This window comes from Geomonas sp. (assembly GCF_035254065.1).
Taxonomy (GTDB): domain Bacteria; phylum Desulfobacterota; class Desulfuromonadia; order Geobacterales; family Geobacteraceae; genus Geomonas.
The window spans coordinates 1-11338 of sequence record NZ_DATFBA010000308.1 but is presented as its reverse complement, the minus strand read 5'-3'; the positions used below and the strand labels follow the sequence as shown (position 1 = coordinate 11338).

The following is an 11338-nucleotide window of genomic DNA, read 5'->3' as shown; positions in this document are numbered from 1 at the left end:
TCCTGGAGATGGAGGGGGACTGGGAAAGCTTCTTTGCCGGGCGCCCCGGGAAGGTCCGCAAGGCGATCCGCCGGGTGCTACACCAGGTGGAAAGCGCGGGTCCCTGGGAGGTGAGCGAGGTCCGGGAGTGGGAGGGATTCCTCTCGGCTTGGGAGGGGGTGCGCACGGTGGCGGAGCGCAGCTGGACCCATGCCATCGGCGATTCCCTGGCCACCCCCGTCAACGCCGCCTTCTTCCGGGAGTTGGCGCAGGGCGCCGCGGCCCTGGGGGAGCTTTCCCTGTGGCTTTTGCGGCTTTCCGGCCGGACGGTGGCCTTCGAGTTCCACCTGCGCCGGGCAGGGACCGAGTACGCCCTGCGTGCCTGCTACGATCAGGGGTACGCCGAGCTCTCCCCCGGGACCTTCCTGGAGACCCAGATGCTGAAGTCCCTCTTCCAAGGGGGGGGAGGCGTCCGGCGCCTCGATTTTGGCGGCAGTTTCGACCGCTACAAGAAACGCTGGTGCGACAAGGCCGCGCCCCATGTCTGCCTGACCATCTTCGGCGACCGGATGCTGGGGCGGCTGGCGGCCTTTCACGAGCTGGAAACGGTCCGGGTGCTGCGGGCGCTCAGGGATAAGCTGAGAGACCGCTGGCAGCCGGCGGCACAGAGGGAGGAATCATGAAGAACTACCTGAGATCGACCGCGGGAAATGTCAAGAGGTGGCTGTACCGCTCGAACAGCGCCATCTGGTTCTGCTGCGCGCTGACTCCCCGGCAGGAGGAGCTGCCGGCGGGGTGCAGCGTGGAGTTCAACGACTTCGAGGGGGCGCTCGCCTTCATCAAGCGCCAGTCCGCCCAGTTCCCCTGGATCCTGGTGCCCAAGGAGATCGAGGCGGCCAGGCGCTGGGGCCACCACTTCGCCCTGATCTGCAGTGCCGGGCAGGTGGCCGGCTACATCAAGGTGGCCAGGCGGCGCGCCTACGTGGAGGATTTCGACCGTGAGATGCCGCTCAAGGATGACGAGGCCTTCATCTGCGACACCTACATAGCGCCGGAATTCCGGGGAGAGGGGCTCTCCAGGGTGCTGGCGGGGGCGGCCGCCTCCTGGCTGCAGCGGCGGGGAGTGCGCTACCTCTACTGCCACATCCCCGAGTGGAACGCCGCCTCGCTCGCGCTCTACCGGGGGCTCGGCTTCCGGGAGATCCGCAAGATCAGCCACGTCAGGACGTGCGGCCTGCGCTTTTACAGCAGCCAGCCGGAAAGCGCCCTGTTGGCCGGCAGATCGTTGGATGCTCCTCTGCCGGGGGAATCGGTACTGCCGAACCAGGGGGGCGTAGCGAACTGACCGGGCCCGGCAGCTGAACACGCGAGGAAGTCACCATGAAACTTTTGACAGGGATGTGCAGGGAGTTGTCGAGCGAGGCGCTCCGGGAAGTCTGTCACCGCCGGGTGAAGGCCCTGGACGCCATCTGCTTCCTCACCTACCGCTGCACCAGCATGTGCCGAACCTGCACCATCTGGCAGCGCAAGGGGTGCGGGGAGCAGGAGATGACGCGCGAAGAGTGGCTGGAGAGCTCGGCCAAGCTGGCAACCTACGGCATCCGTTCCTTCGAGATCTTCGGCGGTGACGCCCTGCTCAGGAAGGACGCCATCTTCGCGGTGACCCGCTACCTGAGCGAGCAGGGGGTGGCCACCTATTTCCCCACCAACGCGAACCTCTGCGACCGCGACACGGTCAAGCAGTTGATCGAGGCGGGGCTGGGCACCGTCTACCTCTCCCTGGACGACCTGGGGGAGGAGCAGGACGAGGTGCGGGGGGTGTCGGGCAGCTTTCAGCGCGTGCGGGAGGCGCTGGAGAACTTCGCCGAACTGCGGGGAGGGGGAGAGCTCCCCTGCATCATCGTCTGCAGCACCCTGTCACGCCTCAACTTCCGCAACTTCCCGCGGCTGGTCGAATTCCTGGAGCAGTACCCGGTGAACGCCATCTACCCGCGCCCGCTGGGAGAGTTCTCCCGGCAGGGGATCGAGGACTCCCTGATCGACGGCGTGCTCCCCGAGCCGTACTTCGCGAGCTCGGACGGGGAGTCGCACCTGATGGACCGGGGTGAGCTGGCCGAGATGTACCGGATGATAGAGGGGATGCAGCAGCACCCCTCCTCCATCTACGTCAACTGGAGGGCCTACTACAGCACCACCGACGACACCTTCCTGCACGGTGAATACCCCTTGAAGGAGTGCCGGATCGCCTCCACGGTGGTCACCGTGAACCCCAACGGCGACGTGGTTCCCTGCCCCTTTTTCAGGAGCTATGTGCTGGGCAACCTGAAGAGAGGGGGGCTGGAGGAGATCTGGGGCAACGAGCGGCACCGCAGGTTCCTGGCGGCGCAGCGGGAGGGAGATCTCGCCATCTGCAAAAACTGCAACTCGCGCACCTACTACACCTCGCTTGCGGAGACCCTCGACTACTACCGGATGCGGGCGCTGGAGCGGGTGGGGCTGTTCCGGCTGGGGGGGGCAGCTCTGGCACCCCCTTCAGCGGCGGTGCCGGAGGCCGGCCGCGCCAGGCTCCCCGAAGGCGCCGGCAAACGGCCGGAGGGGGCCGGGGAGAAAACGAACCCGAAGGTGATGCACGTGCTGCTCTCCCTGGATGCCGGCGGCGGAGCCGAGTCCATCGCCTACGAGCTGATCCGCGACCAGCGGCTGGCCGGCAACCCTCCCATCGTCTGCTGCCTGCAGGTGGTCGGGGCGCTGGGTAAAAGGCTGCAGGAGGACGGTTTCGGGGTCTTCTTCCGGGCCAGGCGGGAGGGCTTCGACCACTCGCTCATCAAGTGGCTGGCCGACATCATCCGCCAGGAGCGGGTCGACGTGGTGCACGCCCACCAGTACACCCCCATGTTCTACAGCGTCCCGGCCGCCTTCTGGGCGGGGGGGGTGCCGGTCATCTACACCGAGCACGGGCGTCTCTACCCCGACCGCCGCATCTGGAAACGTTCGCTGGTGAACCCGCTGCTCGCCCTGGGGATCAGGCACGTGGTCGCCATCAGCCACAGCACCAGGCTGAGCATGGCCCGCCTGGACCGTCTCCCCCGCAAGAGGATCGAGGTGATCCACAACGGCGTCGACCCCCAGCGCATGCTGGTCCCCGGCAACCTCGCGGAGCTGCGCCGTGAGCTGGGGCTGAAGCCCTCCTGGCGGGTGGTGGGGATGGCGGCCAGGCTGGAGCAGATCAAGAACATCGACATGGCGCTGCGCGCCTTCGCCCTGGTGGTGGCCACCGTGCCCGACTGCTGCCTGGTGATCGCCGGTTTCGGCTCGCGTCGCGACCAGCTGCAGGGGCTGGCCGCCGAGCTCGGCATCGCCAGCCGGGTCTTCTTCGTCGGGCTGCGCCACGACCTGCCGGAGCTGTACCAGCTGATGGAGGTGTTCGTGCTCTCCTCCTTTACCGAGGGGATCTCGGTCACCCTGCTGGAGGCCATGGCCAGCGGCGTCCCCGCCGTGGTAACCGCGGTAGGGGGGAACCCCGAGGTGGTGGTCGAGGGGGAGACCGGTTACCTGGTGGAGGTGGGTGACCATCAGGGGATGGCGGAGAGGATCCTGCGTCTGCTTGCCGACCGCGAGCTGGCGCGGCAGGTCGGAGAGCGGGGGCGCGCGAGGGTCGAGGCCGCCTTCTCCATAGACGGCATGCGGGGGGCCTACCGCTCCCTGTACTGCCGGGCCGCGGAGCGTCACTCCGCGCCGATTAAGCCGGAGGTATGAGATGCATCCGCTGCTCTCCAAATACCTGGTCTGGACCCCCACGCTTCTTTTGCGCGGCGAGAACATCCGGCCGCTCATGCGTGCCTACGCCGAAAGCCAGTACCTCGACCGGGGCATCCTCGAAAAGGCCCAGCTGGAGAGCTTCAAGCAGGTGGTGGAGTACGCCTATCAGCAGGTTCCCTTCTACCGGGAGAAGTACCAGAGGGCCGGCTTCACCCCGGACCAGCTCCGCCTCCCCGAGGACGTCCGGCGGGTCCCGCTCCTCACCAAGGAGGAGGTGAAGAGGGCCGACCTCTCCTCGGGCAGCTACCGGGGGATGCGCTTTCGCCGGAGCACCAGCGGTTCCACCGGCCAGCCGCTGGTCTACTACAAGGACCCCGAGTCGATGAGGCACATGGACGCCATTCTCTACCGCGACTACTCCTGGTACGGGGTGGATGTCGGTTTCCGGCAGGCCCGTTTCTGGGGGCTTCCCCCCGCCGGCGCCTCCCGCTACACCACCCAGGCCATCGACCTCCTGCTGAACAGGGTCCGCATCTCTCCCTTCGAGCTCGAGGAGAAGAAGTACCTGGGGTTCCTGGAAACGCTGCAGCGCTTCAGGCCCCAGTACATCTACGGCTATGCCCAGTCCATCTATCAGTTCTGCCACTATTTCCACCTGCGCGGCATCGACCTCTCCGGGCTGGGGGTGGGCTGCGTGATCGTGACCTCCGAGATGATCTTCCCCTCCCAGCTTAGGGTCATCTCCGAGGTGCTCGGCTGCCGGACCCCGCAGGAATACGGCTGCACCGAGGTGGGGATTATCGGCTTCGAGTGCCCCATGGGGAGCATGCACCTGATGGAAAACCTGCTGGTGGAGACGGTGCCGGCCGAGGAGGGGGAGGGGGATAACATCGTGGTCTCCGAGCTGAACGGCCGGCTGTTCCCCTTCATCCGCTACCAGATCGGCGACCGGGGTGCCATCTCCGACCGGCGCTGCGGCTGCGGGCGGGAGCTGAAGGTGCTTGAACAGCTGACCGGTCGCAAGGACGACTTCATCCGCTGCCGCGAAGGGAAGCTGGTGGACGCCTACCTGGTGGAGTACCTGGTGAGCGGGATGCCGGGGCGACTGGGGACGGTGCACCAGTTCAAGATGGTGCAGACGGAGATGACCTCGCTGCGCCTGATGATGGTGGCCAGCGGCAACCGCGACGGGATCAGGGGGTATCTCTGCGGGAAGCTCGCGGAGATCGTGGGCCCCGGTATGGTGATCGACCTGGAGTTCGTCCCCTCCATCGCCAGGGAGAAGAGCGGCAAACTGCGGTTCTTCAGTTGCGAAATTCCGGACCCCGAGGGAGGAGGTGCGCCATGAGGTTCGAGGACCAGGCAACCCTCAATATCCTGGCCAGGACCAGCGGTTCGGTGCTGTTGATGGGCTCCAGCGTCATCATGACCCGTTTCCTGACCAAGGAGGAGTACGGTCTCTACCTGCAGGCGATGCTGCTGCTGAACACCGTCACCCTGCTCTCCTTCGTCGGCATCGGCCAGAGCATCTACTACTATTACCCGCAGGTCGACGATCGCCGCAGTTTCGTGAGAAACAACCTGCTGTTGGGGCTCGCCATCGGCGCGCTCACGGCGCTCCTTCTCTACCTGGGTAAGGGGCTCTTGCCCTTCCTCTTCAAGGACCGGGAGATGTTTCAGTATCTCCCCTTCCTGTGCGCTCTGCTCCTTCTGCAGGGGCCGACGAACCTGAAGGACCCCATCTTCCTCTCCTCGGGTGCCCTGGTCGCCAACTCCGCGCTCACCGTAGTCTCCAGCGTCATCGACTACCTGCCGCTCTGCCTGCTGGTCATGTCTCGGGTCGGACTCGAGTGGCTCTTCTGGGCCGCTGTCGCCAGCAGGGTGGTCAACCTTGCCATCTTCGCGGCGGTGATCAGGCGCTACTGCTACCAGCGGGGACCCGCCTCCCGCGACCAGGGAGGGCAGCGGGTCTCCCTGCTCGACCAGTTCCGCTACCTTCTGCCGGTGAGCGCGGCGGGCTACGTGGCCACCATCGGGAAGCAGATCGACAAGTACCTGATCGCCAACGGCTTTTCCGCTGCGCAGTTCGCCACCTACTCGCGCGGCGCCACCGACATCCCCTTCATCTCCACCATCACCTACCTGATCAACGACATCACCCTCCCCAGGTATGTCGCCGCCTATCAGCGCAGGGACATCGTGTCGCTGGTGAAGATGATGCACACCAACATCGACAAGGTGGCCAAGATCAACTTTCCGATCTTCGTCTTCCTGATGGTGGAGGCGAGCCTTTTCATGGAGATCCTGTACACCAGGGCGTACCTGGACGCCACCCCCATCTTCCAGGTCTACCTGCTCTCGCTGCTTTGCGGGGTCACCGTCTACAACATGATCCCCACCGTGTCGGGAAACACCCGGCTGTTGCTGATCGCCACCGTCATCAGCGTGGTGACCACCATCGTCTCGGGGTTCACTCTCCTCAAGCTGCTGGGGCCGGTCGGCGTCGCCCTGGGGAGCTTCCTCGGCTCATTCAGCTACATGGTGTTCCTGCTCTACCGCTCGCTGGGGATCCTGTCCCTCTCCTGGCGGGAGATCATGCCCTGGCGGAACCTGGCCAAGATCTTCTCGGTGGCACTGGGAGCGGTCGGTGTGGTGCTGCTGTTCAACGCCCTGTTGGCGGTTCTGGAAATCCCGGATGGACTCTGTTCGCTCTGCGTTGCCTTCGCCCTCTTCACCTACTGCTACCTCGGCGGTCTCACCTTCATGAACCTCTTGTATCGTGAAGATCGGGAATATCTGGCAAGGTGGCTGCGTTTCGACCTCTTCGTGCTGATGCCGTGGGTCCCGAAGCTCGAGCCTGCCTCCGAGGTGGGAGAGGACGCCGAGGCGGCCAAGGGGCCGGAGGTGCCATGAATATGAGACTTCCCACACCATGGATGCTGTTGTTTCTGCTGGCTGCCGTTTGCTGCCCGGTCGGCCTGCTCTCGGCAAGGACTGCCTCGCCGGCCGGTTCCGGCACCAAGGTCGATCCCCGCACCGCCGCCTTGCGCGGCGCTTTCCGGGTGGCGGAGACCTTCGACGACCTCCAGGATTGGAGCGCCGGCGGCCGCTCTCCCAGCGGCGCCGACGATCCGGCCGGCTACGACCCCCTCCTGTTGCCCAGGCGAAGCGACGGCGGCCCCTCGTTGTGGGGGTACTGGGCCAACAAGGGGCCGACCTGCCTGGTCCGGATGAAAAGCGGCTCCTTTCAGAAAGGGGAGACGGTGACCGGCCAGTTGGGAGGGGAACTGGTGTACGAGAAGAGCTGGCTTTTGGAGGGGAACACCTATCTGCAGTTCTCCACCACCCCCGCCAAGGGGAGCTTCCGGCCGGGCGATCTCCTGACCGGGGAGAGATCGGGAGCGGAAGCCGAGATGATCGGCTGGCCCATGATCATCGCCAACCACGGGGAGTACAGCCTGGGGGGGCGGGGGAAGTCGCTGATGATGAACCTGGGGGACAACGACAACCCGCAGGAGGCGATGAAGGGGATCGGCGCGCAGAGGCTCGGCTTCTTCTTCGGCGACGGCGTTTCGGGAAGGAGCGGCCTGAGGAAGGTCCACCTGTTCATGATGCTCCGCTTCAAGCCCAACTTCTTCCCGGAGAGCGGGGGAGGGAACTTTGCCTGGCTGGGCTTCCTGAAGATGTGGGACATGTGTCCGGGCTTCACCGCCATCAACCACTTCGGGACCTCCGTCGAGCGGGAGGAGGTCTCCGCCGACCCGCAGAACCGCGCGGAATACGGGGCGGCCGGCGGCACCCTGGTGCAGCTCGCCGGAGGTGGGAAGTCCACCGGCTCCAGGATCTTCTTCGACACCCTGCAGTCGGGCAGTGTCCTTCGCGAGGGGCGCTGGCGCTACGAAAACGGCGACAAGTACCGGATGAGCGGGGCAGGGGGTGACAACGACATCCAGGAGTTCTACCGTCGTGGCCAGTGGTTCGCAGTCGAGTACGCCCTGGACATGGGGTCCCCCGGCCACCGCGACGGCAGCATCGACTTCTGGGTGTACGACGCCGACGGCCGGGAGCGGGGGCATTTCTCGGCAAGCGGACTCAGGAACTCCACCCACTACGATCACTGGATCAACAAGATCGTGCTGGGTGGCAACCGGCGTTCCAGCTCGAAGCTCACCTCCGGCACCGACGGCCGTTTCTTTATCGATGACGTCATTGTGGACAGTGGCAGGATCGGACCCAGGTACTTCGAGATCACGCGCAGGTTCCGCCCGGAAGCTTCCGGGGGAGAGAGTGGAGGCGGACATGGAACGGGAAAAAAAGGATAGCCTCCTGATGGTGACCTACTTCTACCCTCCTGCCGGAGGCCAGGGGGTGCCGGGGTCGCAGCGCGCCGTAAAGTTCGTCCGTTACCTGAAGAACCACCTGGTCACCGTGCTGACCGTGGCGCCAGAGTACTACCCGCCGGTGGTCGCCTGCGACTTCGACAGGAAGCTCCCCATCAGGGACGAGAGGATCTACCGGACCGGTTGCTACGATGTCTTCGAACAGGTGCTGAAAGCGAGGAGTTGCCTGCGCTCCATTGCCTCCGGCAGGCGGGGGGATAACGCCTCTCCCCCCGCTGTGGCAGGGACCGCCGCCGGTGACGGGCCGAGGCAGGGAGGGCGTTCGCTGGCCCAGTGGGCGAAGGATCTCATCTATGACCTCTGCTACTACCCCGATGGCGCCAGCGGATGGATTCTCCCCGCCTTCCTCTGCGGATACCGGATCGCCAGGGCCGAGCGCCCCCGCGCCATCTTCGCCACCGGCATGCCCTGGTCTGCCCTGCTGGTCGCCTGGCTCTTGCACCTGGTGACCGGCGTCTCCTTCGTGGCCGATTTCCGCGACCCCTGGATCGGCAACCCCTTCCACGCCAGCAAGGGACGCCTGCTCGATGCCCTGGGGAGGTGGCTGGAGCGGAGGGTGGTATCATCGGCGGCGCTGGTGACTGCCAACACCGACCAGTTGCGCGACGAGTTCTTGAGGCGCTATCCGCAGCTCCCGGCGGAAAAGTTCGTGGTTCTCACCAACGGCTTCGACCCCGATGACTTCAGCACGGTTCCCGCCCGTCCCCAAGCCCAGGAGTTCAGCTCCCGGCTGGTGATGGCGCATGCCGGCTTCCTCTATGGCAAACGGGATCCCGCCCCGCTCTTCGAGGCGGTGGAGCTCCTGGTGCGGGAGGGGCGCTGCCGCCGGCTGGACTTCCTCTTCCTGCAGATGGGAAAGGTGCAGCTCGACTACGACTTCCACCAGCGCTACGCCCCGCTCATCGAAGAGGGGGGCTTGCAGGACCTGGGGCAGCTTCCCTTCGAACAGTGCCTTGAGGAGCTGCAAAGGGCCGATCTGCTGCTCTTGATCCAGCCAGACACCAAGACCCAGGTCCCCTCCAAACTCTACGACTATCTCTGCCTGGAACGCCCCATCCTCACCGTCTCCCCTCCCGACGGCGCCCTGGGGACCCTCATCACCTCCCACGGTTTTGGGGATCTCTTCGACCAGAGCGAGGTCGCCGGGATCGCGGACAGGCTCGAGGAACTTCTGGCCCGGAAGAGGGAGCAGGGACACCTTCCGTGCCGCTACCCGCAGCGGGAGCGCTTCAACATCGAGCGGATCGCCGCACAGCTCGACCGCCACCTGACCGATGTCGGCGCACGATAACAGGGGTTTTTATGCCATCTCTTTCCGCCTTAAGCTACATGGCCTTCTTCTTCTCCGGTTGCCTGGCCACCGTCATGGTCTCCCCCTTTTTTGGCGTGCTCCTCTATGAGCTCACCTACCTGACCAATCCCTCGGGACGTTGGTGGTACGTCGAGCTTCCCGAGATGCGCTACTCGATGGCGATCATGATCGTGACCTGCATAAGCTTTCTGTTAAGGAAGGACCTCTTCAGCAAAAACCGGGTGCTGGCCGCTCCCCAGGCCAAGTGGCTGATCATGATGACCTTGGTGATGCTTACCACCTCCTTGTGGGCGATCGAGCTATCCGTCCATTGGCCGGAGATGCTGAGGCTTTTGAAGGTGCTGCTCTTCGTGCTGATCGCCTACAAGACCATCGACACTGCCCTGAAGATGGAGGCGGTACTCGCCGTCTATGTCGCCGGCATCAGCTATCTCTCCTTCATCGGATGGCAGAAGGGGCGCTCCGGGCTGGGGCGGCTGGAAGGGATCGGCAGCGCCGACGGTTCCGACGCGAACGGCACCTCGCTGGTGGTGGGGACCGCCATCCCGCTGCTGATCTTCTACGTGCTCTTCGGCAGGTCGAAGCTGATCCGCTTCGCGGCCCTGGGGGCCCTGGTCTTCAACATCAACAGCCTCATCCTCCTCAACAGCCGCGGCGCCTGCCTGGCGGTGCTGGCCAGCGTGGCCTGGATGATTATCGCCGTCTTCAAGGAGCGCTGTGAAGTCCGCCACAAGGCGCAGGTGGTGGGGGGGGTGCTGCTGGCGGGCCTGCTCCTCCTTTACCTGGCCGACGACACCTTCTGGATGCGGATGACCACCCTGCAGGGGTTCGATCCGACCTCCGACGAGCTCGATACCCACCGGGTCGACTTCTGGATGGCGACCTTCGACATGCTGAAGGAGTACCCGCTAGGGGGCGGCGCCCGGACCTTCCTGCTGCTAAGTCCCACCTACCTCCCCGCCGAATGGCTGAGCGGCGGCAGACGGGTGGTCCATTCCATGTGGTTCGAGACCCTCTCGGAGTACGGCTACCACGGTCTCATCATCTTCATCTGCTACGTCGTTTCCAGCTTCAGGCTGCTCGGCCGCTGCAAGAGGGCCCTCCGGGAAAGCAACGACACCTATCATCTCTTCCAGGCGACCACCCTGGAGGCCAGCTGGCTTTCGCTGCTGGTGGCCTCGAGTTTCGTCAACGACCTCTACGGCGAGCTGACCTTCTGGCTGCCGGCGTTCATCGCCGCCTTTGGTTGTATCCATCTTGGAAGCAGAGGATAACCGCTCCTATGAAATCAAATGAGAAGAAGCCCCTTTTCGCGAGGATGGTTCACGTCGTCAGCATGGCGGCGGGGGCGATCCTGCTTTCCCTCGGCCCCATCATCTGGGAGTACCGGCCGCCGCTCGACCAGCTGCCGCTGCTGCTGGCCAAAAAGCTGCTGACCCCTCTGATGAGCTACGTTTACCGCGATGACCTGGTAAAGGCGGAAGAGATCTCCGGTAGCTACTTCCACGGGGCAGACGGCCGAGACGCGCCGGCTATCAGCTGGCAACGCCTGGCCCAGCGGGTGCCTGCCCTCAAGCTTATGGGGGGCAGCGGGCTGGAGCCGTTGAACAGGGAGGTGCACTTCGTGTTCGAGAAGCCGGATGTCCCATTCCTCAAGGCCTTTTCCGACCAGCGCCGGCTGAAGGAGCTGGTCGGGGGGGCGGGGGAGGACGAGTACCGGCAGATGCTCGCCCTGTTCCGCTGGCTGGGGACCCGCTGGGACCACGGCACCGATACCGTGCCCGGCAACGACATGTGCTGCTCCCCTTTGGAGATCGTGGCTGCCGGCGAAAAAGGCGCGAGGTTCTGGTGCGAGGTGTCGGCGAGGGTCACCGTCGACGCGGCGACG

9 protein-coding genes are annotated in these 11338 nt (G+C 65.0%); all 9 read left to right on the top strand.

Annotated features, from left to right (window positions below; all coding sequences use genetic code 11):
* Positions 1-662 (top strand): GNAT family N-acetyltransferase (locus VJ604_RS14215; RefSeq protein WP_324083566.1); only part of this gene is annotated, 662 nt, incomplete at its 5' end.
* Positions 659-1324, top strand: a complete 666-nt coding sequence (locus VJ604_RS14210) for a GNAT family N-acetyltransferase (protein ID WP_324083564.1) — start codon at positions 659-661, stop codon at positions 1322-1324. The genes VJ604_RS14215 and VJ604_RS14210, both read left to right, overlap by 4 nt.
* Positions 1325-1359: 35 nt before the next feature.
* On the top strand, positions 1360-3735 hold the full coding sequence (locus tag VJ604_RS14205; protein WP_324083562.1) for a glycosyltransferase: 2376 nt from the start codon (positions 1360-1362) through the stop codon (positions 3733-3735).
* A 1-nt stretch (position 3736) separates the two neighbouring features.
* A complete protein-coding gene (locus VJ604_RS14200) occupies positions 3737-5086 on the top strand; it encodes a phenylacetate--CoA ligase family protein (RefSeq protein WP_324083560.1) in 1350 nt (449 codons plus the stop codon).
* The gene (locus tag VJ604_RS14195) at positions 5083-6651 is read left to right on the top strand and encodes a lipopolysaccharide biosynthesis protein (protein ID WP_324083557.1); all 1569 of its coding nucleotides are present in this window, start codon (positions 5083-5085) and stop codon (positions 6649-6651) included. The genes VJ604_RS14200 and VJ604_RS14195 overlap by 4 nt, the downstream gene beginning before the upstream one ends.
* Positions 6648-8060: a hypothetical protein gene (locus tag VJ604_RS14190; RefSeq protein WP_324083555.1), complete on the top strand. Its 1413-nt coding sequence runs from the start codon at positions 6648-6650 to the stop codon at positions 8058-8060. The genes VJ604_RS14195 and VJ604_RS14190 overlap by 4 nt, the downstream gene beginning before the upstream one ends.
* Positions 8038-9429, top strand: coding sequence for a glycosyltransferase (locus VJ604_RS14185; RefSeq protein WP_324083553.1), 1392 nt, complete (start codon positions 8038-8040; stop codon positions 9427-9429). Before VJ604_RS14190 ends, VJ604_RS14185 begins: the two co-directional genes overlap by 23 nt.
* 11 nt (positions 9430-9440) lie before the next feature.
* Positions 9441-10724 carry an O-antigen ligase family protein gene (locus VJ604_RS14180; protein WP_324083551.1) on the top strand — a complete coding sequence of 428 codons (1284 nt, stop codon included), beginning with the start codon at positions 9441-9443 and terminating at the stop codon, positions 10722-10724.
* 44 nt (positions 10725-10768) lie between these two features.
* The coding region (locus VJ604_RS14175) for a hypothetical protein (protein WP_324083550.1) at positions 10769-11338 on the top strand (570 nt) is incomplete at its 3' end.

What these genes read in the sequence shown, in the direction of transcription:
- VJ604_RS14195 (WP_324083557.1), top strand. Translation starts at nt 5,083, where the DNA reads ATGAGGTTCGAGGACCAGGCAACCCTCAATATCCTGGCCAGGACCAGC.
- VJ604_RS14205 (WP_324083562.1), top strand. Translation starts at nt 1,360, where the DNA reads ATGAAACTTTTGACAGGGATGTGCAGGGAGTTGTCGAGCGAGGCGCTC.
- VJ604_RS14210 (WP_324083564.1), top strand. Translation starts at nt 659, where the DNA reads ATGAAGAACTACCTGAGATCGACCGCGGGAAATGTCAAGAGGTGGCTG.
- VJ604_RS14180 (WP_324083551.1), top strand. Translation starts at nt 9,441, where the DNA reads ATGCCATCTCTTTCCGCCTTAAGCTACATGGCCTTCTTCTTCTCCGGT.
- VJ604_RS14190 (WP_324083555.1), top strand. Translation starts at nt 6,648, where the DNA reads ATGAATATGAGACTTCCCACACCATGGATGCTGTTGTTTCTGCTGGCT.
- VJ604_RS14200 (WP_324083560.1), top strand. Translation starts at nt 3,737, where the DNA reads ATGCATCCGCTGCTCTCCAAATACCTGGTCTGGACCCCCACGCTTCTT.
- VJ604_RS14185 (WP_324083553.1), top strand. Translation starts at nt 8,038, where the DNA reads ATGGAACGGGAAAAAAAGGATAGCCTCCTGATGGTGACCTACTTCTAC.